The following is a 24,453-nucleotide window of genomic DNA, read 5'->3' as shown; positions in this document are numbered from 1 at the left end:
CAACGGCTTGTGAGGGAACAGAAATCGGCTTCGCTCGAAATGAAACAATAGCCGGAAAACGAAGTCGAGGAGCAGCCATGGCTGGGCGAGAATTGGCGCGCGGCTTCCGCAAGAGGGGGCTCGACACGCGTGAATGCTTTGCGTGCGCCGCAGCAATTTCTGATTTTCGAACACTGCGTAATGGATCACGTTATGTGTAATAGTGATTCAGAATTTGATCTATAAGGCTTGAGTATAAAGATATTTGTGCTGTTTTGAGCAATATATACCTATCATCGCCATCTATAAGGTCGTTAACAAGCTGATTTTGCATATGCGTCAGTGACGAGAAGCGGATTTTCGTGGCGAAGAATACCGAGATGACAAAGACATGACATTGAGGCAAGCATAAAAAATGGATATTCTTGATATATACATAAGTTTAGAATGTATTTAATGGACTAAAGGTAGCATGGTACGATATGTGGCAGCTATTTATCTAAAGTTGTCGCAGTATGGTCACATTCGACCACAATGTATCCGCTTTACAGTACTGCAGTGTTTTGTTAGCGTTTTGTCAGGTACCGACATTCGGTGCGTTCACGCTCTTTTTGCATCGCACATAGGGAGTCCAAGCCATGGCGATCGACGGAACCAGCGGAGACGACGAATTGCGAGGCACCCCCCGTGCCGACGTGATCAACGGGGGATCTGGAGACGACACAATCTACGGCCGGGCGGGAAACGACATCCTGAACGGCGATGACGGCGACGATGAACTCTTCGGCGGCGCCGGTCGCGATCAGCTCAACGGCGGTGCGGGCGATGATGTCCTGCACGGCGGGGCCGGCAACGACCGGCTCGACGGGGGCGACGGTGACGACGTCCTCAATGGCGGCGCCGGCCACGATGTCCTGATCGGCGGCGCCGGTGACGACGTGCTCAACGGCGGCGCGGGCCGCGACGTGCTGTCTGGTGGCGCAGGCGACGATGTTCTGAATGGTGGTGCCGGCGCCGACATTCTCAACGGCGGTGAAGGCGACGATGTGCTCAACGGCGGTGCCGGCCGCGACCGCTATGTCTTCGACGGTTCCTTCGGCAGCGATACGATCGTCGGCTTCGACAACGGCGATCGGATCGAGCTGTCCGATCTGACCTCCTATTCGATCGCGCAGGACGGCGACAACGTCCTGATCACGACCACCAGCGGCACCATCACGGTGCGCGACGCCACGGTTCAGCAGGTGGCGAGCCGCATCGAGGTGGCCTGTCTCGTCAAGGGCACGCTGGTGCGCACGCCGCGCGGCGAGGTCGCTGTCGAGGCGATCGCGATCGGCGACGAGGTTTCGACCATCGACGGCCGGGTGGCCCGCGTCAAATGGGTCGGGCGCCGCGCCTATTCGCGCAGCTTCCTGGAGGCCAACGACAGGATCCGGCCGGTGCTGATCAGCGCCGGCGCGCTCGGTGCCCATGGCCCCGCACGGGATCTGATGGTTTCACCCGAACATGCCGTGCTCGTGGATCAGGTGCTGGTCCCGGCCGGGCTCCTGGTCGATGGCGAGAGCATTCGCGTCGCGCGCGACCTCGACCGGGTCGACTATTTCCATCTCGAATTCGACGAGCCGCAGGTGATCATCACCAATGGCGCGGCGACGGAGAGCTATGTGGAGCAGGGCAACCGGCGCATGTTCTCCAACTATTCCCAATATGCCGCGCTTTACGGCGAGGCCGATGAGCCGGCTTCGCGCCTGCGGCGCTTCACGCTCGTCGATGGCGGCCCCGCCCTCGACAAAATCCGCGACCGGCTGAATAGCCGGCTCGCTTCCGCCGCCTGATTTTCCGACTTCGACTGTTCTGAGCCGGAACGAGCTTTCGATTCGCGTCAATCGCTGTCGAAAGCTCGTTTCCATTGGCAAGGACGGGATTGTTGCTCGCGCTCCGGCGCAGGCGATCCGGGCTTTTGCCAATTCTGTCGTCGCATAGCGCAACAAGAGCCTTCGATTGTCGGCTGGTCTTGTCTGGAGATGTCCGGACATGGGCTGCGTGAAGCCTATGTCCGGCGCAACAACGTGATGGGGGCACCCGTGCTGGTTTCGCGTTCGAACCGACCTGCAGGCAGCGAACGGCGCGATCTGCGCATTCCGCGTGGGGTCGTCATCGTTCGTTACGCCGCCTCGAAGAGCGGGCGTGCCGCTCCGAGTCTCGTCCTGTCCGTGCCGCACGGTTCCGGCGCGGAACTGATCGACCTCGCCGAGCGGGCGGAGCAGACGTTGCCGAAGCCCGGCACCGCGACGGTCATCCGCGCGCAGCGCGACACGATGGTCTCGCTCGAGGTCGTGCCGGTCCAGCCCGGCGGCAGCCTCGATGCGGAAATCCACATCGAGCGCATGGTGGTCGGCGCGGCGGAACCCGAGAGGGCTGCCATGCCGTCCATCCCGGCCGCGCCGGCCCTGGTCTCCGTCGATGCACTCACGGACTTCCAGATCCTGGCTCATGTCTCGCGCCGCGGCGACATCCTCGCCGGCAATGGCGAATGGATCTGTGGGCCGCAGGTCCCCATGTCGATCGAAGGCATCGAATTGAGACTCGGCCGCCTCGCCCCCGATCTCGACATCATGATGTCGGGGTCCTCCCGTTCGCGGGCGCCCGTCGCCTTCCCGGTCTCTCCGGCCGGCACCTTCATCGGCACGCGCGGCCGTGCCGCGCCGCTCACAACGCTGTCCTTCTCGCTGATCGGACGCGCGGCGCCGGCATTCCAGCTGTCGGTTGACGCCCTGTTCCTCGCCTCACCGATCGTGTCCCGGCTCGGCAATGCCATCGAGCTGTCGGGGCCGACCGGCAACGAACCTCTGGTGGGCCTGCGTCTCGCGCTGCGGGCGGTCGGCCAGCCAGGAGTGCAGGCCCCGACGATGCAGCCCGGGGCGGTTCTGCCGGTCCGGCGGGCTGTAGAGAGGGTCAATCAGGGAGACGCTTTGGGAAGTCTTGCGACCGGCTCGGCCGGACGCGTGCGCGTGTTCAAGGCCTCGCGGATCCGGTGAGACCAGGCCGCGCGGGTTTGATCGCTTGGTATAGAAGGGAGTGCCGCCATGGCAACTTACGACTACACCCAAGCCCAGTTGAATGAAAAGTTGAGTTCAACAGGGACGTTTTCACAGGCGGACGTCGATGCGATCCTGAAGGGATTGCAGGACGGCGGCGTCTTCGACGCCGACAGCCCGGCCGGCGAGCTTGGCCGCGGGGAGAGCCTGTTCATCGGCGACCCCTCGCAGTCCAACAATGCCGAGTTCCTCCTTTATGAGGGCGACGCGACCGGACCGGTCGAGATCACCGGCGACAACAAGTTTGTGATCTTCGAATCGACCAACAGCATCGACGTCGACGTCAAGGCGACGGGCTCCACGCTCGTCGCGACCGGTGCCGGTGACGACACGATCAACTCGACCGGTTCGAGCAGCGACTACCTCGTTGCCGGCGACGGCAACAACCAGGTCGATGCCGGCGCCGGCAACGACACGATCATCTCCGGTACCGGCAACGACACGCTCGATGGCGGATCCGGCAATGACTGGATCTCCGCCGGCGACGGCGACGACTCGCTGTCGGGCGGAGCCGGCAACGACACGCTGCTGGGCGGCGCGGGCGATGACACCATCAACGGTGGCTCGGGCAGCGACAGCATCGACGGCGGTTCCGGCGACAACACGATCGATGCGGGTTCCGGCGACGATACCGTCCTCGGCGGTTCCGGCAACGACACGATCCTCGGCGGTTCCGGCGACGATACGATCGACGCAGGTGCCGGTGACAACTCGGTCGATGGCGGCTCCGGCGCCGACACGATCACGGCCGGTTCGGGCAACGACACGCTGCTCGGCGGTGCCGGCGACGACACCATCAACGGTGGCGGCGGCGACAACGTCATCGACGGCGGCTCGGGCAGCGACACGATCAGCTTCTTCGGCGGCGACGATTCGGTGCACGGCGGTGCTGGCAACGACACGTTCTATGCCAATGCCGAGGGCGGCTCGATCGGTCACGACACGATCTATGGCGGCTCGGGCAGCGATACGCTCTACATCGATCATCTCGAGAGCGACATTGCCGAAGGCGGCATCACGGTGTCCGGTTCGACCACCGAGATCACCTTCAACAACGGCGATACGCTCAAGATCTTCGACGTCGAGAATATCGTCTTCAAGACCACGACCTGATCGTCGCGGTTTTCCTAAACGCCAGCATGCGAAGAGAGGTCCTCACCGGACCTCTCTTTCATGCATTTCACGGACCGGCGATCGATGTCACTTCTGCGCCATCTCTACGAACAGGCGACCCCGGTGGAGGCAAGCTGGGGGCATCATCGCATCTTCGCGCAGGCCGCCTACGGCATCGTCCGCACCACCCAGTTCGCCCCGATCATCATGGCCGAGGCGCAGGACCTCGCGCGCTGGTTTCCGCTCTGCTGGCGGCGCGACGCGAGCGGCGAGCCTGTCCTCGTCGTCTTCCGCAGCCTGCTGGACGACGGCCAGGGCTATCCGGGCGATGCCAGCTATCGCGAGGACTGCCTGCCCCTGGTGTTCAAGGCCTTCCCGCTCGTCGTTCCCGACCGCGACAGCATCGAGCAGCGCCAGGTGCTGGCCGACCGGGTCATCTGCGACAAGCCGACCGACATTGGCGCGCCGCTGCTGACGCCCGAAGGCAAGTTCACGCCGGCGGCGCTCGCGCGGGCCCGTCTGGCCATCGATGTGGCGCGCGGCCTGCCGGCGACGACCGCATTCTCCCGCGCGCTCGGCGACCACGGCCTGCTCGAGCCCTGGGCGGTCGATCTCGATCTCGGCCGCGGTCGCAGGGCGCGTTTCGACGACCTGCTGATCCTGGCCACCAGCCGCCTCGACGATCCGCTTCTGCACGGCCTCATCGCCGAGCACGGGGCCGAGGCGGGCCTGCTTCTTGCCGTGCACCGGCTGTCGCTGTTTCGCATGAGCGCCTTGCTCACCGCGGCCCGCCGCGACGTGCAGAAGACGGCGGTACCGGCGCCCGCGCCGCTGGAAGAGGCGCTGAGCCTGCCATGACGACCGAGACGATGACCACCGCGACAATGACGGAGAGGCTGGACCCGGAGGTGGTGACCGCGGAGACGGTCAGGACCGATGCCATCGCAGCGGCGCCGGCGCCGGCCGGCGGCCTTGCCTTCGTACCGCTGCGCCAGGCCGGGCTCAGCCATTGGAACCGGCTCGTCAGCTTCGGCTGGCTGGACACGGTCGGTGTCCTGCCGATCGCCGATACGGAGTTCATGGCGCTCGCCCATTTCTGTCCGCTGGCGGTGGAGATGCACGCCGGCGGTCCGCGCCTCGTCGTGGTGATGCATTCCGGCATGGTCGTCCACCGCCTGGTCGGCCCCGATGGCCGCTGGCGCCCGCCCTATGCGCCGCTGGCGCTGCGCAGCCTGCCGTTCCGCAACGGTGCGGCGCTCGCCCAGAACGCCATCGAAATCTGTCCCGACCTGGCCGGCCAGGGCACCGACCCCGCGCTGCGTCAGGTGATCTTCGGCGAGAAGGGCAAGCCCAGCCCGTCCTATGCCACCATTCTCGGCATGCTCGACCGGCTCGCCCGCAGTGCCCCGCGCCTGCGCAATGCGGTCAAGGTGCTGATGGCGGCCGACCTCCTGGCGCCGCTCGCCACCCCCGCCGACGCGACCTTCGGCGCGCTGCACTCGATCAGCCAGGACGCGCTGCTGGCGCTGTCCGAGCATCGGCTGATGGCGCTCACCTCGGATGCCTGCTGTCCGCTGGAGCTTGCCGCCGCCATCTGCTTCTCCAGGCGCTGGCTGACGCGCGACAGCCTGGCTGCGGAGGCGCCGCTCGCCGCCAACCTCGCCGGCATCCGGCCGGTTCCGTTCGATCACGGGCCGGCATCGCCGCTCGACCTTTCCGTCGGCCTCGACGACAGCGCCCTCTTCTCGTTCGACGACTTTGTCAGGAGCACCGCGGCCTCGCCATGAACGGCATCGACATCCTGTTCGTTCACAACAATTTCCCGGCGCAGTTCCGCAATCTCGCGCAGCGGTTCGCCTCCTATCCGAACATCCGGGTCAAGGCGATTGCTCTCGCAACCGCTCCCGGCATGCCGGGCATCGAGGTGCAGAAGTACAATTTCTCCGGCCGCGAGCTCGCCCAGGTTCATGCCTTCGCGCGCCGCTTCGAGATCGAGGCCCGGCGCGGCGAGCAGATCATCTATGCCGCCAATGCTCTGAAGCTTCAGGGTTTCCACCCCAAGCTCATCTATGTCCATCCCGGCTGGGGCGAGGCGCTGCCGCTGCGCTCGTTGTTTCCGGGCGCGACCATCTGCAGCTATTCGGAGTTCTACTACTGGCCGTTCGGCGCCGATGTCGGCTTCGACAAGGAGTTCCCGGCCTTCGGCGTCGACGGCGAGGTGCGCATCTCGCTGCGCAACGCGGCGACCCTGCTGGCGCTCGTCGATGCCGACCTGTCGATCGCGCCGACCCATTGGCAGCGCACGGTGTTCCCGAAGGAATTCCACCGCAAGATCCATGTCATCCACGACGGGCTGGACATTGCGCGGCTGCAGCAGCTCGCCGGGCAGGGGATCGGCCAGATCAACGGCGCGCCGATCGCCCCCGGCGACGAGATCGTCACCTTCGTCGCCCGCAGCCTCGAACCCTATCGCGGCTTCCACATCTTCATGCGCGCCTTGCCCGAGATCCTGAGGGCGCGGCCGAGGGCACGCATCTGCATCGTCGGCCAGGACAATATTTCCTACGGTATCCGGCCCGAGGGCCACGCCAATTGGCGCGAGGCGATGGTGGCCGAGCTCGGCGGCGGGCTCGACCTTAGCCGTGTGCATTTCCTCGGCCACCTGCCTTACGAGAAGTACCTGAAGCTGTTGCGGGTCTCCTCGGCGCACGTCTATCTGACCTACCCCTTCGTCCTGTCCTGGTCGATGCTGGAGGCGATGGCGCTTGGCTGCCTGATCATCGGCTCGGACACGCCGCCCGTCACCGAGATGATCCAGGACGGGGTCAACGGCGTCCTGGTGCCGTTCTTCGGCATCGGGGAGATCGCCGCCGCGGTCGTCGCGGCCCTCGAGGACCCCGCGCGCTACGTGCCGCTCCGGCGTGCCGCCGCCGAAACCGTCCGCGCCAACTACGATTTCGACAGCGTGATCTGGCCGACCCACATCCGCCTGCTGCAGGACTATGTCCTGTCCAACACCCTGCTCGACACGATCGGTGTCACGACGCCCGAGGAAGCCCGTCGCGCCAGCTAGCCGGCCCGGCGCGTCAGCCGGGCCATCCAGGCCAGCACCGTCGCCGCGACGGCATCGTCTGCAGCATCGTGCGGCAGCCGCAATTGCAGCCCTTCGGACTGCGGTTCCTGCGTCTCGGGATCGAAAAAGGCGACAGGGATGCCGGCCTGTGCCCACAGTTCCGTGCGCTCGTCGGCGATGCCGTGGCGGCGGGAGGCGAACAGGGTTGGGCCATGGCCGGCAAAATGCAGCCAGTCGACCAGGTCGTCATCGTCGATCGCCCCGACCCAGGCGACGTGATCGGCAAGCCGCTCGGCCGTCGGCTCGGCAAGCACCGCGAGCGTGAAAGGGATCTTCGGAGCGGCGGCGAGCGCCGCGCTGAGCCGCGTGATCAGGCGGTCGGCCGGAGCTTCGCCCGCCGCCAGGACGAGATAGAGCACATCGCCGCGCAGCGGCCGGCGCGGCGCCGGCACCAGAAGGGGCCGCGTGTCGACCAGGGAGACACCGAGGCCGGTCTTGCGCAGATGGCTGGCGAGGCGCTCGGTCGGGACGTGGCGCGGAGCGAAACGATCGGTCCAGCCGGCTCCGAGCGACAGGCCGCCGACATGGCTCGTCAGCAGCGCGGCGGGCCGGACGCCGGCCTTGCGAACGAGGCTGACCGCGGCCTGCGGCAGGTGCTGCGGGTCGACCGCCAGCACCGCCGCCGCGCGCGACAGGTATCGCGTGGCTTGGGCGGCCTCGGCCTCGACATCCAGCCTGAGGTCGAGATTCTGCGGCATGGCCTGGCCGACGCCGCGCAGCTTCAGCAGGGATCCGCTCTCGCCGGTCGCGATGGTCGCGAAGAGGAGCCGGTCGGACGGAAGGCCGAGGCTCGCCGCGGCGCGACGGATGGTGGCGGGGTCCTGCGCGCGGTCGGTCAGGACGATGCCGAGCCCGCGTTGCCGGCCGAGCCAGGCGGCCTCCAGGCGTGCGGCCTGCGGCAGCAGCGGATCATTGGCGAAGAAGCGGTCGGTCTCGGCGCGATAGTCCGGAAAGTGCCGGCTCAGGCGCTCCAGATTGTGTCGCACGAGCCAGCGCTTGTCGTCCTGGAACGAGCGGGAGCCGGCATGGCCGACATAGACGCCAGTGGCGCAGACATTGGCAAAACCCAGCTCGCGTGCGGCGAGGCAATAGGCGACGTCCTCGAAATAGCCGCGGCCGAAGGCGGTCGGCAGATAGGGCTGGGCGTCCAGCAGCCGCGCGGCGATCAGCATGCAGAAGCCGACGCCGTTCGGCAGGGGGACGGTCGTCTCGCCGTTCGCCTGCCAGGCCAGCGTATTGAGTGCGGCCACATCCTCCGCCGTGCCGAGCGGGCTCGACCGGAAGCGGCAGGGCACGCTGGTGTCCTCGCCATTGTTGGAGAGGGGCGTCACCGTGCCGATGTCCCGCCGCCGGTGCAGGATGGCGCGCAGCCGGGCCAGAGCCTCGGGCGGCACGACGGTGTCGGCATTGACCAGCGCCACATCCTCGCCGGGCCGCCGCATGGCCAGGGCTCGGTTGACGCTGGCGGCGAAGCCGAGATTGACGCGGTTGCGGACGAGCACGATCCGCCCCTCTGCCGCGAGCACGTCGAGGAACGCGGCGATGGCCGGATCGGGCGTCTTGTCGTCGACGGCGATCACGCGCACGGCACCCTCGCGCGGCAGGTTCGCGAGCAGCGCCGCGAAACAGGCGCGCGTCGCATCGGCGTCGTCGTAGACCGGCACCACCACCATCAGTCCCGGCGCGGCGGCTGCGGCGGCGGCCAGGGAGGGGAGGGTCTCGGCCGGCCGCAGCACGGTCGCCGGATGGACCAGCACGTCGGCCCGGTCCGGCGTGAAGGCGACCGCGGTCTCGTCCGAGGGCCAGGCCAGTTTGACCTGGCCGATATAGGGCGGCTGGCCGTCCGCCCCCGGGGTTGCGAGGGCCAGGTCGATGGCGTCGCTCTGCCGTTCGCCGGACCAGCCGACACGCAGGGTCATCAGCGCGGTCGCAAGGCCGAGCAGGGTGATGCCGGCTTCGTCCGCCTCGCAGCGGATCAGCGCCGTCTTGCCGCGCCGCTGGAGATGGGCGGCGAGCGAGGAGGGGGCGGGCGGTTCGGTCGCAGCGGCAAGGCGCAGGAGCGCTTTTTCGCCCGCCACGATGTCGGCCGAGGCGATCAGCGCCTCGTTGGCGAACCGGTCCGAGGGGTCGGCGAAGGCGGCGCGGGCAAGATCCTCGCTGCTGCGCGCCGCATGGCCGAGGCGCGCGAGCGCCGAGGCGCGCAGGACCAGGGGCAGGGGATCGGCGCCGCCGCTGATCCGCACCAGCCGGTCGCTGATCAGCCAGGCGGTGGCGTAGTCGGCGCGGCGAAAGGCATCGCGGGCGAGCGCGAGCAGGTCGGCGGGGCGGAGCTCCTTCCGGCCGCTGATGCCGGCAAATGCCGCCGGCCGCCAGACGCCGGCGGGCCTGCCCGTGCCGGCCCGCGCCGCGCTCGCCGTCTTATCCGCCATGGCCGGTCGCGCTCATCCTGGATCCTAGGGCGTGTCGAACTCGGTGCCGCTCGCCGCGAGCTGGTCGAGCACCTCCTGCGTGCGCCCGGCATCGGCGACCGCAACTGCCCACAGGTCGAAGGCGGCGCGTTTGGTCCTCACCTCGGCAAAGCCGGCCTCGATCAGGAGGCGGCCGAGCCTGAGATCGGTGAAGCCGGTCTTGTGCGCCATGAAGTCGTTGCCGCGGGCGATCGAGGGGCGGAAGCCGTAGAGCATGTCGAGCGGTGTCACGGGGCCGGCCGGCGCCACATAGGACACGGTCTCGATACCGCCCGCCAGCGCCGTCTCCAGGATCGCCTGTAGGTCCGGGCAGCGGATCAGCGCGAAGCCGGAGCGCTTGAGCACGCGGCGGAATTCGGCCAGGGCGAGCTTCACCTCGTGGTCGTAGAGATGCTCGATATTGTGCGAGGACCAGAGCGCATCGAAGCTCTGGTCGACGACCGCCCGGCGCATGTCGGTGGTGGAGCAGACGATGTCCGGCACGACCCGCGGATCGACGTCCAGGCGCACTTCGCGCCAGCGCTCGGCCGCGTGGAAGATCGGGTGAAGACGCTCGATGCCCGGCGCGCCGCAACCGACATGGAGCACGCTTCGGGTCGTCTCGGTGATGCCGTCCAAGTGCTGGTTCCCTCAAGATCAAATGGATCGCCGAGCGCGGCCGGGATCTCTCTCAACCCGAGCAGCCCGGCCCTGGTTCCACCGCCGATCGCTTGAATCGACCATGGAGCGCTAGTCCAGCACGATCCGCCCCGAGGGCGTCAGCTGGTTGCAGCGCCAGATGCTGAAGCGGCGGTCGCTGTCCCAGTCGTAATAGATCAGCGCCTTGACCCGGCCGGCCCGCGCCTGCGCGAGGAATTCCGCTTCGATCTGCCGGACCTGTTCGGCCCGCGCCTGGTCGTTGGAAGGGCAGGTCGTATCCATGTTCTTCACGCCCCATTCCGTGATCCAGCACGGTGCGTGCGCCGGTCCGCCGGTGCCGCAGAGCGTCATCTGACGGCGCAGATGCGCTTGCCATTGCCGGCCCTCCGGATAGAGATGCAGTCCGATGCCGTCGACGAGGTCGAACAGGCCGCGCTGCTTCAGGGCGGCAAGGAAGACCGCGCCGTCGACGGCGTCGCCGCCGGAACGGCCGGCCCAGTCGGGGGGAATGTCGGCAATGCCGGCCGACAGGATCGGAACGCGGGCGAAGGTCTGGCTCGCATCGCGCAGGCGGCGGGCGACCTTGAGCACGCCGACATAATTGTCGAGGCCGCGCTCGAAATCGCTCAGGCCGGGCATGCGCGCGAGCGAGGCTGCATCATAGACCGTCCCGCGTTCGCCGACATTGAGATCGCCGTTGAAATCGGCCCAGTTCAGCTCGTTGCTGAACTCCACCGCCACCAGGCTGACGCCGGTTCTTTCGATCTCGTGCCAGAGCGCCGCGAAGCGCTGCTCGAAGCGGGCCGGGTCGAGCTGCGAGAGCCGCGGCCGGGCGCTGAAGCGGCGGATCGCCGGGCGCTGCGGCGCGTCAGCCCGCATGTATTCGGGCGCCAGGACGCCGATGTTGAGGATAACGGCAAGCCCGTTCGCCTGGGCGATCCTGAGCGTCTGGATGCCTTCCGGCGTCGGCCGGACAATGTTGAGTCGCGCCACCTTCACGCCGTTGGCGACCATCTCGCGGATGATCCGCTCGCGCTCGGCTGGCGGCAGGCCGTTCAGGTTCACTCTGTTGACGCCGATCACCACGCCTTGCGTGTCGGCCTTGGCAGGCTGAGCGGCGAGACCTGTGAGGATCAGCGCCGCGACGAGCAGGAATCGGAACCGCATGTCTCAACTCTCGCTAATGCCCCACTTCGCTGTTCTGGCCGCGTTGCGTGGCGGGAGGGCGGCGAAAAGCGTGCTTTTGCTTGAGGCTCCGTCCGGCGCCCGGCCGGTGGCCGCCGCGACGAGCGCGTCTCCCGAGCCGCCGGCGCGCTACCAGAGCTCCTCTTCGATCCGCGCGACGAGATCGTCGGACGCATCGCCGAACTTGCGGGCAAGCGGCCGCTTCTGGTCCTTCAGGAAAACGATGTCGTCGACCTTCTCGAACGTGTAGGGCGCGGGCACGGTGTCCCATTTGGCCAGCACCAGGCTCGGCCGGATCGTCTCGTGCAGACCGAGCCTGGCAATGGCGGTCTGGAAGAAGGCTTCGTCGGGAATTGCCGAGAAGCGCATGGCCTCGACCAGCCGGGGATCCTCGGCGACCAGGCCGAGGATCTTCTCGGCGGTCGCGCGGGTCAGCGACCACCATTGGGCGCCCTTGGCGTAGCGGTAGTCCTTCAGGAAGGCGGGGCGCGCGAGGCGCGAGCGCTCGGCTTCGGCGACCAGCTGCGTCAGGTCCTCGTCGAGGTGCCGGTGCAGGAAATGCATGCCGGGGCGCAGCTCGCCGATCCGGGTGTCCGGCAGATAGGTGTTGACGATTCTCTGCGCGGTTTCCGACGTCGGCGCGACGAGGTCGGAATCGATGCAGTCGATCCTGAGGTCGAGGATCTCCTTCAGCCGCTGCGGCGAGCAGATCGGATAGGTATCGCCGGAAATGAGCGTGAAGGTCTCGGTCCCTTCCAGCGTCAGGCCGTGACGCAGCAGGTCGAGCGCCGCGGCGATCATGGCGTAGGAGCCCCAGCGGATCCGGTGCGACCGCGGCAGCAGCGTAATGTCCTCCGTGGCGAAGGCGTCGCGGTCGGCAGAGGCGTCGACATGGGCGATGACGGCAAAGTCGGGCGCGAGCCGGGCGCCGAGCCGCTTGAACAGTTTCGGCGCGCGGTGCGCCAGGATCATGATGCAATGGGCGGACATCTGGCTCCCCGGTCAGTCCATGAAGGACACCGAACTCCACCGGCGCAGGCTATGCCGGAATACCTCCCGGTTCTTTCCGTAGGAATTGTCATAGAGCTTGCAGGGCTTGCCGAGGATTGCCGAGGCGATGCTGACATGCAGGCGGTCGGTGACGACGGCCTGCGCGATCCTGATCGCCTCCACGAAGCACCAGGACGACTTCTCCGAATTGCGCGGCCAGACGCCGAACTCGAACAGCGAGGAGATGTCGACGTCGCCGCCGCCGTGCTTGCCGGTCGATTCGCCGTCGAGGCGGAAGAACCGCATTTCCGTGCGGCGCGACAGGTCCGTGGTGGTGGTCCCGGCCTCGGCGAGCTTGCCGAGAAAGACGGTCTGGAACTCGGCAGCGTCGGGATCGTTGATGAGGAGCTCCTCGGGATCGAGGTGGAACGCCATGTCGTGGGCGAGCGCCACCTCGCATTTGGGATTGACGTTGATGACGTGGTCGTAGCTCGGGATTTCCCTGCAGATCAGCAGCGTCGAGGCCGGCAGGTCGGCGATCAGATCCTCATTGCCGCGAATGGTGTGCGGCAGCAGCACGATGCGCTTGGCGCGTCCGGCGAAGCGGGTGAGGGCGTTCCGGATGGTGGCATAGAGCGGTATGAAGTTGCCGCCGCCGCCGAGAATGACGACCTTGCCGTCGACATTGGCCTCGAGCGTGATCGGCTGGTAGGAAATATTCAGTCGGCGAAACAGCTGCATCGTCGCCGTCGAGATCAGCGAATCGCCCGCATTGCCCGAATTCGGCAGGTAGAGCACTTCGGTATTGCGAAACTCGCGCAACAACTCGATGGCTTCGTACTGCCTCAGCCAACGGGAGTTCATTCGATCCATTAGCCTCATTCCTCAGGAATTGGCCGGAAGCGGCCGTTCGATTCGTGTCAGGACGTCATTGAGAAGCCGGGCGACAAGGCGAGATCGAGCCCGGGAGGGAGCTTCAAACCCGTTCGGCCTGGCCGCTTTTCCCATTGCCGTGTGTCGGATTTGTTAAACCCGCCCAGCCTCAGGACACCGTTCCAGGACGCGCATTATGGCAATGCAGCAGGCGTTGTCCATCGGGGATTGAGCAGAAGAGGCGCTGCGCGTTATGGTGAAGGCCCGTCACAAGCTTGTTTTCTGGAGAAAATATAGAAGTATTTCCAAAAATTTATCCGGCGGTGGCGGTATCATTTGTCGAACTATGTCACACCCGTGCCATGTTCGCCCCAATCTTGGCCTTAATCCTCCGGCAGGACTGCTTGTCGAAGGCACCCGACATTTGTTCGGAGGCAGGGCCGAGTGACGGTTCCTGACAGCGCCGGATGCGCATCAGGAGCCGCCATGCCCATGCCGCCGGTCGCGCCCCGAAGCGAAGGAACACGTCGCTGTGAGTCTGATCGCCGACGATCATTTCCTCCGGCAGGAATTGCCGAAATTCCGGCCGGCTCTCGCCGCGCTGCTCGTGTTCAGCGCGATCATCACCGTGCTGTTCCTGATCCCGTCCATCTACATGTACCAGGTGTTCGAGCGGGTCATGCAGAGCCGGAACATCTCCACCCTGGTCTTCCTGTCGCTGATCGCGGCGGCGCTCACCGTCATCTGGACCGCGCTCGAAGTGGTGCGCCTGCGCATCCTCTCCCAAGTCGCCAACGCACTCGACGAGAGCATCAGCACCCGTGTCTTCGACGCGGTGAACCGGCAGACCAAGGCACTGAACGCCGATGCCCGCACCATGGTGGTGCAGGACCTGGCGATCCTGCGCGACTTCATTTCCGGCAACCTGCCGATCCAGTTCATGGATCTGTGCTTCGTGCCGCTGATCGTGATCGCGGTCTTCCTGTTCCACCCGCTCATGGGCTGCGCACTGCTCGCCTTGAGCTTCGTGGTCGTCGGCCTGTCCTACTGGACCCAGCGCGCCGCCCGCCACGAGGTCCGGCAGTCGCTGGTCGCATCCTCGCGCGCCAGCGAATTCGCCCGCACCGTCATGGCGACGTCCGAGCCGGCGCGCGCCATGGGCATGATGCCCGCGCTCACCGAGCGCTGGCGGCGCGAGGTGCGCACCGGCCTCGGCTGGCAGGAGGCGGCGAGCCGGCACACGGCGCTGCCGTCCTCGCTGCTCAAATATATCCGGCATCTCTACACGCCGATCATGCTCTGCGTCGGCGTCCTCCTCTTCCTGGCCGAGCAGGTCGGCCCGGGCGTCATCTTCGCCGCCGTCATGGTGGTCGGCCGCGCCATCCAGCCGGTCGACGCGATCGCCAACAACTGGCGCAGCTTCTGGAGCGCGCACATGTCGATCGACCGGATCAACCGGCTGCTGCGCGAGATCGGGCCGCCGCGGGCCAAGATCGCGCTGCCGGCGCCGGACGGTCCGCTGCAGGTGTCGCGCATCGTCGCGACCCCGTCGGACCGCGACAATATCGTGCTCACCGACGTGTCCTTCGCAGTCCCGCCCGGCACGATCACCGCGGTGGTCGGTTCGAGCGGCGCGGGCAAGTCCTCGCTCGCCAAGGTGCTGGTCGGCGCCTGGGGTGTGCGCAAGGGTTCGATCACGCTCGACGGCCATGACCTGACCCATTGGGACCAGGACAGGCTCGGCCGTCATATCGGCTACGTGCCGCAGGACGTCGTGCTGCTGCCGGGCACGCTCGCGGAGAATATCGCGCGGTTCGATCCGCTCGGCGGCGACGCCGACGCCAAGGTGATCGAGGCGGTGAAGCTCGCCGGCATCCAGGACATCGTCGGCAAGCTGCCGGACGGGCTCAACACCCGGATCGGCCCGACCGGCCATGTCCTCTCCGGCGGTCAGCGCCAGCGCGTCGCCCTGGCGCGCGCGGTCTATGGCGATCCGAGCCTGATCGTGCTCGACGAGCCGAACTCCAATCTCGATGCGATCGGCGAGAAGGGACTCGCCGAGACGCTGGAAGCCCTGCGCGACCGTGGCGCCATCGTCATTCTGGTGACGCATCGGCTGAACATGCTCAGCTATTGCGACCACGTGCTGGTGATGAACAGCGGGACCGTCCATGCCTTCGGCCCGCGTGATCATGTCGTCAGCCGCCTCTCGCTCGGCCAGCCGGTCCGCCAGATCGGCCAGCAGAAGAGTACGGTGGGCGAGGCCGGGTCCACGGCCGCTTGAGACAATCGAGGGCATTCTGATGTCGGTCACTGAACTCGCAGCACCGCCACATGCGGCCATTCCCGTGCCGTCGACCAACTGGCGGCGCACCGTGCGGATCGGCTACGGCATCGTCATCGGTGCCTTCGGCACCTTCGTCGCCTGGGCGAGCCTGGCCCGCCTCGACGGCGCGGCGATCGCCAACGGCGTGGTGGCGAGCGAAAGCTACCGGCGCACCGTCCAGCACCTGGAGGGCGGCATCGTCCAGGAGATCCTGGTGCGCGACGGCGACCGGGTGAAGGCGGGCCAGGTGCTGCTCAAGCTCGACCCGACGCGGGTCACCGCGCAGGGCGATCTGTTCGGCAACCAGCTCGCCATCTTCGGCGCGCAGGAAGCGCGCCTGCTCGCCGAGTTCGAGGGCCGCGACAGCTTCGAGTTTCCCCCCGACGTCCTGGCGCGGCAGAACGATCCCGCGGTCAAGCCGGTCATCGACGACCAGCGGCGCCTGTTCGAGAGCCGGCGGCGGGCGGTGAACGGCAATGTCCAGATCGCCGAGGCGCAGATCGAGCAGGCGCGCCGCGAGATCGACCAGGTCGCGTCCGAGATGCAGACGGCGCGCGCCACGCTCGAACAGGTGGAGGCCGAGCTTGCGCAGCTCCGGCCCCTGTTCGCGCGCCAGCTGGTGCCCACCACCCGCATCGCGCCGATGGAGCGCGAGCGCCTGCGGCTGACCGGCACCATCAATACCGGCAACATCCAGACCGCCAAGCTGAAGGAGCGCTTGTCGGAGGCCGAACTCAGGCGCCAGCAGGTGCTGCAGCAATACCGCGAGGAGACCTCGTCCCAGCTCGTCGACGTGCGCAAGCTCCTGAACGACACGCGCCAGCAGATGCTGCTCAGCGCCGACAGCCAGCGCCGCGCCGACATTCGGGCGCCGATCGACGGCACCGTCCAGCAGCTGCGCATCTTCACCGTCGGTGGCGTCGTCCGGCCGGGCGATCCGATCCTCGACGTGGTGCCGGCCAACGACGTGCTGGTGGTGCGGGCGCGCGTGCTGCCGAACGATGCCGACCGGGTCAGCGAAGGCATGCATGCGGAAGTGAAGTTCCCCGCCTTCAACTATGTCGGCACCCAGGTCATCCGCGGCGAGGTCCGCTCGCTGTCCCGCGACCGGATCATGGATGACGGCCAGAAGGATCCCTATTTCGCGACCGAGGTCGTGGTCGACCGCACGACCATTCCGCCGACCATCGCCCAGCGGCTCAGCGCCGGCATGGTCGCCGACGTCATCATTCCGACCGGCGAGCGTTCGGTGATGACCTATCTGCTCCGGCCGATCATGGATCGCTGGACGGCAGGCATGCGCGAGAGGTGACCGCTTGACCTCGCCTTTCGAAGCGACCTGGACGCCGCGCGATCGGGGGCTGGGCAAGGAGCGGCCATGCTGACCGGCCATCTCGACCATGTCGGTATCGACCGGATCGCCGGCTGGGCGCGGGACGAGGCCGATCCTGCGCGCCGCCTGGTGCTTGAACTCTATGACGGCGACCGGCCGATCGTACGCTTCGTCGCCGACCGGATGCGGACCGACCTCGCCGGCGCCGGGCTCGGCGACGGGCGGTATGGCTTCTGGCTGTCGTTGCCGGCCGGGCTGTTCCCCATGCCGGTCCATCGGATCGGTGTCCGTTTCGTCGACACCGGCGCCGATATCGGCGGGTCGCCCCGCCATCTCTACCGGGCCGATCCGGCGCTCGACGAGGATTTCTCCGCTTTCGTCGATGCCCAGATGGATGCGGCCATCGCCGCCGCCGAACGACCGGAGCAGCTCGAGCCGCTGATTGCCTTCGCAACCAGCCTGACCTCGCGGCTGGTCGGCGCGATCGACAGGTTCGACACGCTCAACCGCAGCACACCGCTGCGCGACATTGCGCTATCGACCTTGCCCGACCGTCTGCGTCGCTCGGCTGACAAGCTCGCCGGCGGCCCGAAGCCGGTTCACGTGCCGCTGCACCCCGACCCGCGCGTCTCGGTCGTCGTCGCCTCCAGCGGCCGGCTGGGCGACGACCATGGGCTGATCCGCTCGCTGGTGGAGACCTCGACCGGCATTCCCCTGGAGATCATCGTCGTCGACAATTCCGGCGTGGTCGAAACGACGCTTCTGCCCTTCCTCCTGCGCGGCGGCGCGCGGGTGGTCCGCGTCGCGCGATCGGCGCCGGCCGCCGGCAGCTCCGCACTCATCGCCGCCTATGCCGAAGGCCAGCGTCTGGCGCGCGGCGAGATCCTGGTCTTTCTGAGCGGCCTTGCCAGCCTTGCCGACGAAGCGCTCGCCACGCTCGTCGAGACGCTCGACCGGGCAGGGCCGTCGGCCCTGGTGGCGCCACGTCTCGTCGATGCCGACGGGCTCGTCCGCTCGGCTGGCCTCGCCGTCGATCCGCTCGGCAACAAGTCGCCGGTCGGCCAGGGGGCCGACGCGGCGCTCACCCGGTTCCGTGTCCTGCGCCCGGCCGACGACGTCGCGCTGAATGCCCTCGTCATCCGGCGCGAGGCGCTTCTCGCCCAGGGCGGCTTCGAGGCGCTGGAAAGCCTGGAGGACTACGCCACCACCGCCCTTGCCTTCGTCCTGCGCGCCGCCGGCGGCGCCGTGCTGGTGCAGGGAGCGGCGGAGGCGGTGCTGGCCGGCCCGCTCGCCGGCATCGCGATGAGGAGCGCCGGCCGCAGCCGGTTCCTCGCCCGCTGGACGGGCACCTTGCCGCGGATCGGCGAGGAGGCGGCCGGCGAGGCGCGGACCGTCCTGTTCATCGACGAGCATTTCCCCGCGCCCGACGAGGACGCCGGCTCCGTTGCCGTGTTCAGCCACGCCAGGGCTTTTGTCAGGCTCGGCTATCGTGTCGTCTTCGTCGCGACCGAGCGGGCCGGGCACGCGGCGGCGCGAGCCCGGCGCCTGCGCGCCCGCGGCATCGAGGCCGAGGACGGCATCGGCAGCATGGAGCAGTTCCTGGCGACCCGGGCCAATCAGTTCGATGTCGTCTATGTCCATCGTTTCCATGTGGCGCGGCAGGTGCTGGAGGCGGCGCGTGGCGCCAATCCCAAGGCAAGGATCCTGTTCAGCCTGGCCGACCTGCACCACATCCGCGAGGAGCGGGCGCGGGCCGTCACCGGCCAGGGCGACGACCACGCGGTCGCGGCGACACGGGCCGACGAGCTCTCCGCGATCGCCGCGGCGGATGTCACCATCACCCATTCGGACTGGGAGCGCGACTACATTGCCGACCATCTGCCGGAGGCGCGCGTGGCGGTCGCCCTGTGGGATCTTCCGGGCCTGCCGGTCCGGACGCCCTTCGCCGAGCGGCAGGGGCTCTGTTTCCTCGGCAGCTATCGCCACGCCCCGAACGGCGATGCCATCGCGCACTTCATGACGGCCGTCTGGCCGCGCACCGCCGAAGCGGTCAGGCGGGACGGCCTCGACATTGTCGGTGCCTATACCGATGCGCTGAAGCTGGGCGCCTTGCCCGACGACATCAGGCTCGTCGGTTACGTCGCGGACATCGCGGCCTATCTCGACCGCAAGCGGCTGATGGTGGCGCCGCTGCGGTTCGGCGCGGGGGTCAAGGGCAAGGTCCTGCTCGCTTTGTCGCAGGGCCTGCCCTGCATCATGAGCCCGGTCGCCGCCGAAGGCATCCCGCTCTCGGCGGAGCTGACCGAGGCGCTGGTCGCCGCCGACGACGATGCGCTCGGGGCGAGGATCGAGGCGCTCTATGCTGATCCGGTGCGCTGGCAGGCCGTGTCCGAAGCCGCGGTCGACTGGGCGCGCAGGACCTTGAGCGAGGAGGCGGTCACCCGGGCCATCGCGGAGGCGCTCGCCGAGGCGCCGGCCGCGGCCGGCCGGGATCCGGCGCCGGTCGCCGCCAAGGCATTGGCCTGAACGCCGGGATGAGAGGGGGCCTCATGCGAGTTCTCGTCACCGGCGGAGCGGGCTTCATCGGATCGGCGGTCTGCCGCCATCTCGTCGGCGCCGGCATCGGTGTCGTCAATGTCGACAAGCTCAGCTACGCAGCCAATCTTGCCTCGCTCGCTTCGGTCGCCGAGGATCCGCTCTATGCCTTCGAGCGGCTCGACATCTGCGATCGGGCCGGGCTCGACCGCGTCTTCGATCGGCATGCCCCGGACGCGGTCATCCATCTTGCCGCCGAGAGCCATGTCGACCGCTCGATCAGCGCGGCGGGGGCTTTCGTCGCGAGCAATATCGTCGGTACGTTCACGCTGCTGGAGGCAACGCTCGCCTTTCTCGGGCGGGTGCCTCGCGCGCGGCGCGAGGCCTTCCGCCTCCTGCATGTCTCGACCGACGAGGTCTATGGTTCGCTCGGCGAGGGCGGGGCCTTCACCGAGACGAGCCGCTACGATCCGAGCTCGCCCTATGCGGCGAGCAAGGCGGCTTCGGACCATCTCGTCATGGCCTGGCATCGCACCTACGGGCTGCCGGCGATCATCTCGCACTGCTCGAACAATTACGGGCCCTACCACTTCCCGGAAAAGCTCATTCCGCTGACCATCCTCAACGCGCTGGAGGGCAGGGAGCTGCCGGTCTACGGCGCAGGGCTGAATGTGCGCGACTGGCTTCACGTCGAGGACCATGCACGCGCGCTCGCCCTGCTGCTCGCCCGCGGCCGCGTCGGCGAGACCTACAATATCGGCGGCGGCTGCGAGCGGCGGAACATCGACGTGGTCAGAGGGATCTGCGCGCTGATGGACCGGCTCGCGCCGAAGCCTTTCGCCCATGCGACGCTGATCCGTCATGTCGCCGACCGGCCGGGCCACGATCTGCGCTACGCCATCGACGCCGGCAAGATCGGCGTCGAGCTCGGCTGGCGGCCCGTCGAGAGTTTTGACAGCGGCCTCGAGCGCACCGTGCGCTGGTATCTCGACCGGCGCGACTGGTGGGAACCGTTGAGGCACGGCGTCTATGGCGGCGAGCGGCTCGGCCTCGTCGTATCGCAGGCCGAGCCGGTGCCCTGAACGTCGGCCGTCACGACTTGTCCCGCCCGCGGGCGGGACGAACTGCACGGATCAGGACGACACCGGTCGTCAACCGGGTGCTGATAGTCTGGCCGTCGCCATGCACGGTCGCGCGGCGGCGCCTGACGAGAGGCGGAGATGGGTACGGCAAGCCATGGGAGCGGCATCATGAAGGGCATCATCCTCGCCGGCGGCAACGGCACGCGCCTGCATCCGATGACCCTCGTCTCGTCGAAGCAGCTCCTGCCGGTCTACGACAAGCCGATGATCTATTATCCGCTGTCGACGCTGATGCTCGCCGGCATCCGCGAGATCCTGATCATCACGACGCCGCAGGATCGCGCGGCTTTCGAAGGGCTGCTCGGTGACGGTCGGCGCTGGGGCCTGCAGCTCTCCTATGCCGTCCAGCCGCGGCCGGAAGGCCTTGCCCAGGCCTTCATCATCGGGGCGGACTTCATTGCCGGCGGGCCCTGTGCGCTGGTTCTCGGCGACAATATCTATTACGGCCACGGCCTGCCGCTGCGCCTCGCCGCGGCCGCGCGGCGGACGGAAGGGGCAACCGTCTTCGCCTACCACGTCACCGATCCGCAGCGTTACGGCGTGGTCGCCTTCGACGCCGACGGCAAGGCGCTGTCGATCGAGGAGAAGCCGGCGCGCCCGCGATCGAACTGGGCGGTCACGGGGCTCTATTTCTACGATGCCGAGGTGGTCGAGATCGCCCGCTCGATCCGCCCTTCTGCGCGCGGGGAACTGGAGATCACCGACGTCAACGGCGCCTATCTCGCGCGCGGCAAGCTCACCGTCGAGCGGCTCGGCCGCGGTTTCGCCTGGCTCGACACCGGCACGCCCGACAGCCTCCTGGAGGCGAGCGAATTCGTCCGGGCCCTGGAGAAGCGCCAGGGCTTCCGCATTTCGTGCCCCGAGGAGATCGCCTACCAGCTCGGCTATATCAGCCGCGACGAGTTCGCCGCCCTCGGCGAAGCCCTGTCGCACAGCGACTATGGCCGCTATCTCCTGAGCCTCGTCGGCTGACGGCGCGCATGGCGGTGGCGGGCGCGGTCAGACGGCGCCCGGTGCCGGCGCGGGGGCCGCCGCCTCGCCCGGCAAGCGCCGGGCGAAGGCCCGCGCCATGGACAGCTTCACCGACAGGACGTGCTGGCGCATCAGCGCCTCGGCCTCGCGCGGCTCGCGGCCGAGGATCGCATCATAGATCCGATGGTGCAGGGCATGGCGCTGGCGCATGTCGTCGAGGTCGAAGGCGACGATATTGTGAGCCGAGGCCTGCGGCACGCGCTGGCAGAGCCGCACCACGTCCCTGACGAGGCTCGACCCTGCGGCCTCGTGGATCGTGCCGTGGAAGATCTCGTTGGCCGCGGCATAGGCGGCACGGCGGGCGGCCGGCTCGGCTCCGTCGGCGAGCGCAGCGTCGCCCGCGGCCAGCGAGGCGTCGAGTGAAGCACGTTGGGCCTCGCTCAGGCCGCGCTCGGCCGCCAGCCGCGCCGCCAGGCCCTCGGCGAGCGCCCGCATCTCATAGGCGTCGACGATCGTCGCAAGCGACTGCTCGGGAACGGTGAAGCCCTTGTTGGGCGTGTAGTGGAGCAGGCCTTCGCCGGCGAGCATCTGCAAGGCCGAGCGCAGCGGTGTGCGCGAGACCTCGAGCGATCGGCTCAGATGCACTTCGTTGAGGCGGCTCCCCGGCGCGAACTGCCCGTCGAGCAGGGCCTGGCGCAGCTGTTCGACCAGCGCGCCGGAGCGGGGCCGCCGACCCGGGCCGGCCTGGATGCTGGAGGCTTTCGCCATCGGCCCTGATTCACCTTTCATCGTTGGGCAGGGAATGTCCGTTCTGGGGCTGGCGGCCGGGGCGGTCAAGGGACGCCAACCGCCGATCCCGCGCGATATGCATCAACTTGCGTTTCTGGTAGTCAAAATTGTACACACTTTGCCGTTGACAATGAATAATTGTGCGCACATGCTCATGAGCAACACGGTGCCGATGCCCGCCGCATCGAGCCGATTTTTCTCTGGGAGGATGAGGATCGTGCAGATCCAGCAGCGCAAATTCATCGTCGCGCCCGAGCCGGTCGTGCTGCCGGTGACGGGCGAGGACGCCGTCTTCGCGGTCCGCAGGCTCTACTGCGTCGGCCGCAACTATGTCGACCATATCAGGGAGATGAAGGAGGGCGACGAGCGCGATCCGCCCTTCTTCTTCCAGAAGCCGGCCGACGCCATCGTGCTGGACGGCGAGGCCGTCGCCTATCCCGCCTTCACCGACGATTTCCAGCATGAGGTCGAGCTGGTCGCCGCGATCGGCAGGGGCGGCCGCGACATTCCGGTCGCGCAGGCGCTGGAGCACGTCTTCGGTTATGCCGTTGGCATCGACCTGACGCGCCGCGACCGCCAGCGCGAGGCGCGCGAGGCGCGCCTTCCCTGGGAGGTCGGCAAGTCGTTCGACCGGTCGGCGCCCTGCGGTCCGATCCATCCGGCGGCGGCGGTCGGGCATATTGGCGCCGGCACCATCGCGCTCAGCGTCAACGGCGTGGTCAGGCAGACCGGCGACATCGGCCAGATGATCTGGAACGTCGCGGAGATCGTCGCCAATCTGTCGCGCCACTACGCGCTGGCGCCCGGCGACCTCGTCTTCACCGGTACGCCCGCCGGCGTCGGGCCGGTGGTCCCCGGCGACCGCCTGGAGGCGACCGTCGCGGGCCTTGCGCCGCTGGTCATCACCATTGCCGAGCAGGAGCGCTGACATGCTGCCGACGGAACGCATCGCCTATTCGGCCATTGCCGACCGGCCCGCTCTGGCGTTGCCCGACAACGCCCGGCTCGCGGTCTGGGTGATCGTCAACATCGAGGAATGGAACGCGCGCGAGCCGATGCCGCGCACGGTGCTGACGCCGCCGGCCGGCGGCTCGCCGAGCCCCGACATTCCCAACTGGGCCTGGCACGAATACGGCAACCGCGTCGGCTTCTGGCGCATGCTGCCGGTCTTCGACGCGCTGAAGATCCGCGCGGTGCTGGCCATCAACGGTTCGGCGATCGGCACCTACGAGCCGATCGCGCGCGCCGCCCGTGATCGCGGCTGGGAATTCATCGGCCACGGCTTCACCCAGAAGAACATGCAGAAGGTCGCCGACGAGCGCGAGGACATCGTGAGGACCACCGAGGCGATCCGCGCCTATGTCGGTAGGCCGCCGCGCGGCTGGCTGGGACCGGGCCTCACCGAGACTTGGGAGACGCCGGACATCCTGGTCGAGCAGGGCTACGACTATGTCTGCGACTGGGTGCTGGACGACCAGCCGGTCGAGCTGAAGACGCGCTCGGGCCCGATCGTCAACGTGCCCTATACCCAGGAATGCAACGATGTCGCGATGATGCTGATCCAGCATCACAAGGCCTCGGAATATCGCGACCGCGCGATCGACCAGTTCGAGCAGCTCTACGCCGACGCCGAAGGCTCGGCGCGCGTCATGGCGCTGGTCGTGCATCCCTACATCATGGGCGCGCCGCATCGCCTGCGCTATTTCCGCGAAGCCCTTCAGCACATTGCCGCGCGGCCCGGGGTCGCCTTCATGACCGGCGAGGAGATCCTCGACTGGTACCGGACGCCGCGCGCCGGCTGACGCCGCACGGCCCGACGAGGCGGACCGCGCGTCAAGACGCGGCCGTAACGGGATGAAACCTGAAGATGCCCGTGCG

At 67.8% G+C, this 24,453-nt stretch carries 19 protein-coding genes; 13 read left to right on the top strand and 6 right to left on the bottom strand.

What is annotated here, in order from left to right; genetic code table 11:
- The first annotated feature begins 617 nt into the window (after nucleotides 1–617).
- From OZ671_RS03155 to OZ671_RS03130, 6 genes are all read left to right on the top strand, one after another.
- A complete protein-coding gene (locus OZ671_RS03155) occupies nucleotides 618–1,814 on the top strand; it encodes a Hint domain-containing protein (RefSeq protein ID WP_268859375.1) in 1,197 nt (398 codons plus the stop codon).
- A gap of 189 nt (nucleotides 1,815–2,003) precedes the next feature.
- A complete protein-coding gene (locus tag OZ671_RS03150) occupies nucleotides 2,004–3,017 on the top strand; it encodes a hypothetical protein (protein ID WP_268859374.1) in 1,014 nt (337 codons plus the stop codon).
- Nucleotides 3,018–3,065: 48 nt separating this feature from the next.
- Nucleotides 3,066–4,190 carry a calcium-binding protein gene (locus tag OZ671_RS03145; protein ID WP_268859373.1) on the top strand — a complete coding sequence of 375 codons (1,125 nt, stop codon included), beginning with the start codon at nucleotides 3,066–3,068 and terminating at the stop codon, nucleotides 4,188–4,190.
- A gap of 84 nt (nucleotides 4,191–4,274) precedes the next feature.
- Complete coding sequence (locus OZ671_RS03140; RefSeq protein WP_268859372.1) at nucleotides 4,275–5,048, top strand: SapC family protein; 774 nt, start codon at nucleotides 4,275–4,277, stop codon at nucleotides 5,046–5,048.
- On the top strand, nucleotides 5,045–5,977 hold the full coding sequence (locus OZ671_RS03135; protein WP_268859371.1) for a SapC family protein: 933 nt from the start codon (nucleotides 5,045–5,047) through the stop codon (nucleotides 5,975–5,977). The genes OZ671_RS03140 and OZ671_RS03135 overlap by 4 nt, the downstream gene beginning before the upstream one ends.
- On the top strand, nucleotides 5,974–7,263 hold the full coding sequence (locus tag OZ671_RS03130; protein WP_268859370.1) for a glycosyltransferase: 1,290 nt from the start codon (nucleotides 5,974–5,976) through the stop codon (nucleotides 7,261–7,263). Before OZ671_RS03135 ends, OZ671_RS03130 begins: the two co-directional genes overlap by 4 nt.
- On the opposite strand, the gene OZ671_RS03125 is transcribed toward OZ671_RS03130, so the two are convergent.
- The 5 genes from OZ671_RS03125 to OZ671_RS03105 form a co-directional block, all read right to left on the bottom strand.
- Entirely contained in the window at nucleotides 7,260–9,752 is a 2,493-nt protein-coding gene (locus OZ671_RS03125) for a glycosyltransferase family 2 protein (RefSeq protein ID WP_268859369.1), read from the bottom strand. The two genes, OZ671_RS03130 and OZ671_RS03125, sit on opposite strands and share 4 nt — an antisense overlap.
- A 24-nt stretch (nucleotides 9,753–9,776) precedes the next feature.
- Nucleotides 9,777–10,409 carry a class I SAM-dependent methyltransferase gene (locus tag OZ671_RS03120; protein WP_268859368.1) on the bottom strand — a complete coding sequence of 211 codons (633 nt, stop codon included), beginning with the start codon at nucleotides 10,407–10,409 and terminating at the stop codon, nucleotides 9,777–9,779.
- 111 nt (nucleotides 10,410–10,520) lie between these two features.
- On the bottom strand, nucleotides 10,521–11,597 hold the full coding sequence (locus OZ671_RS03115; RefSeq protein ID WP_268859367.1) for a hypothetical protein: 1,077 nt from the start codon (nucleotides 11,595–11,597) through the stop codon (nucleotides 10,521–10,523).
- Nucleotides 11,598–11,744: 147 nt separating this feature from the next.
- Nucleotides 11,745–12,605 carry a beta-1,6-N-acetylglucosaminyltransferase gene (locus OZ671_RS03110; protein WP_268859366.1) on the bottom strand — a complete coding sequence of 287 codons (861 nt, stop codon included), beginning with the start codon at nucleotides 12,603–12,605 and terminating at the stop codon, nucleotides 11,745–11,747.
- 12 nt (nucleotides 12,606–12,617) lie between these two features.
- Entirely contained in the window at nucleotides 12,618–13,469 is an 852-nt protein-coding gene (locus OZ671_RS03105; protein ID WP_268859365.1) for a polysaccharide pyruvyl transferase family protein, read from the bottom strand.
- Nucleotides 13,470–14,010: 541 nt separating this feature from the next.
- On the opposite strand from OZ671_RS03105, the gene OZ671_RS03100 reads away from it, so the two are divergent.
- The 5 genes from OZ671_RS03100 (at nucleotide 14,011) to rfbA (ending at nucleotide 21,786) form a co-directional block, all read left to right on the top strand.
- Complete coding sequence (locus OZ671_RS03100; RefSeq protein ID WP_268859364.1) at nucleotides 14,011–15,762, top strand: type I secretion system permease/ATPase; 1,752 nt, start codon at nucleotides 14,011–14,013, stop codon at nucleotides 15,760–15,762.
- A 19-nt stretch (nucleotides 15,763–15,781) separates the two neighbouring features.
- On the top strand, nucleotides 15,782–17,116 hold the full coding sequence (locus OZ671_RS03095; RefSeq protein WP_268859363.1) for an HlyD family type I secretion periplasmic adaptor subunit: 1,335 nt from the start codon (nucleotides 15,782–15,784) through the stop codon (nucleotides 17,114–17,116).
- Nucleotides 17,117–17,182: 66 nt separating this feature from the next.
- Complete coding sequence (locus tag OZ671_RS03090; protein ID WP_268859362.1) at nucleotides 17,183–19,663, top strand: glycosyltransferase family 2 protein; 2,481 nt, start codon at nucleotides 17,183–17,185, stop codon at nucleotides 19,661–19,663.
- A 23-nt stretch (nucleotides 19,664–19,686) separates the two neighbouring features.
- Nucleotides 19,687–20,754 carry a dTDP-glucose 4,6-dehydratase gene (gene rfbB / locus OZ671_RS03085; RefSeq protein ID WP_268859361.1) on the top strand — a complete coding sequence of 356 codons (1,068 nt, stop codon included), beginning with the start codon at nucleotides 19,687–19,689 and terminating at the stop codon, nucleotides 20,752–20,754.
- Between the two features lie 168 nt (nucleotides 20,755–20,922).
- Nucleotides 20,923–21,786, top strand: a complete 864-nt coding sequence (gene rfbA, locus OZ671_RS03080; RefSeq protein WP_268859360.1) for a glucose-1-phosphate thymidylyltransferase RfbA — start codon at nucleotides 20,923–20,925, stop codon at nucleotides 21,784–21,786.
- Nucleotides 21,787–21,813: 27 nt separating this feature from the next.
- On the opposite strand, the gene OZ671_RS03075 is transcribed toward rfbA, so the two are convergent.
- Entirely contained in the window at nucleotides 21,814–22,554 is a 741-nt protein-coding gene (locus OZ671_RS03075; RefSeq protein ID WP_268859359.1) for a GntR family transcriptional regulator, read from the bottom strand.
- Nucleotides 22,555–22,792: 238 nt separating this feature from the next.
- Between OZ671_RS03075 and OZ671_RS03070 the strand changes: the two genes are divergently transcribed.
- Together OZ671_RS03070 and OZ671_RS03065 are read left to right on the top strand one after the other, a co-directional pair.
- Nucleotides 22,793–23,503 (top strand): fumarylacetoacetate hydrolase family protein, encoded by a 711-nt coding sequence (locus OZ671_RS03070; protein WP_328286335.1) that lies wholly within the window; start codon nucleotides 22,793–22,795, stop codon nucleotides 23,501–23,503.
- A 1-nt stretch (nucleotide 23,504) separates the two neighbouring features.
- Nucleotides 23,505–24,377 (top strand): polysaccharide deacetylase family protein, encoded by an 873-nt coding sequence (locus tag OZ671_RS03065; protein WP_268859358.1) that lies wholly within the window; start codon nucleotides 23,505–23,507, stop codon nucleotides 24,375–24,377.
- Nucleotides 24,378–24,453 lie beyond the last annotated feature (76 nt).

The sequence above is a fragment of the Phreatobacter sp. AB_2022a genome (genome assembly GCF_026847585.1).
Lineage (GTDB): Bacteria > Pseudomonadota > Alphaproteobacteria > Rhizobiales > Phreatobacteraceae > Phreatobacter.
This window is presented reverse-complemented; position numbering and strand designations above follow the sequence as displayed.